Below are 608 nucleotides of genomic sequence, written 5' to 3'. Positions count from 1 at the left end.
CTTGAAACATTTCAATATTACAGGAAATATATGTGCCTTCTTGATTACTATTTAAAAAAATTGTATCATGAGCATCATTCATGAATGATTGATATGCATTTCTATCTTCCCATAAAGTATATACACACGCTTCCCCTTCATTCCACCCACCAAATTGTCCATAGAATCCGTCTAAATACTGTAAATCACGCCATTTTTCTTGCGCATCAGAAAACAATTCCCTTTTCTCTTCTTCCACCTTGCAAAATATTGTTTTTAATAGCATTTCTAATCCCCCTTATGATACGGTTCATTTCCCACTTGCAATACTTTCTATTTTTCCACCAATGCAAACATTAATTTTACTCTCAATCACCTCTGCTTGTATGTGTATTAGAGAATGGCGATTTATCTCATACCCTTGTTCAACATGCATATTTATCTTTTCCGTTCCAAGATAACGATATTTTATAAGATACGCCGCTAAACATCCATTTGAGCTTCCTGTTGCCATATCCTCTGTGATTCCATAATAATCTGCAAAATCACGGACATTAAGATCATTGATTCCCTAACTATAAAATTCCTAATTTTCCATAAATAACGCAAGTTGATTACCTGAATACTTG

Annotated in this window: 2 protein-coding genes; both read right to left on the bottom strand. The window is 33.7% G+C overall.

Features of this window, described 5'->3' with window-relative positions:
• On the bottom strand, positions 1 to 265 hold a 265-nt coding region (locus AC1DJR_RS32710; protein WP_477004542.1), incomplete at its 3' end, for a YdbC family protein.
• A 24-nt stretch (positions 266 to 289) separates the two neighbouring features.
• A complete protein-coding gene (locus AC1DJR_RS32705; protein ID WP_341099874.1) occupies positions 290 to 547 on the bottom strand; it encodes a PhzF family phenazine biosynthesis protein in 258 nt (85 codons plus the stop codon).
• Between the last annotated feature and the right edge of the window lie 61 nt (positions 548 to 608).

The organism is Bacillus sp. 05T31 (genome assembly GCF_056396725.1).
This window is presented reverse-complemented; position numbering and strand designations above follow the sequence as displayed.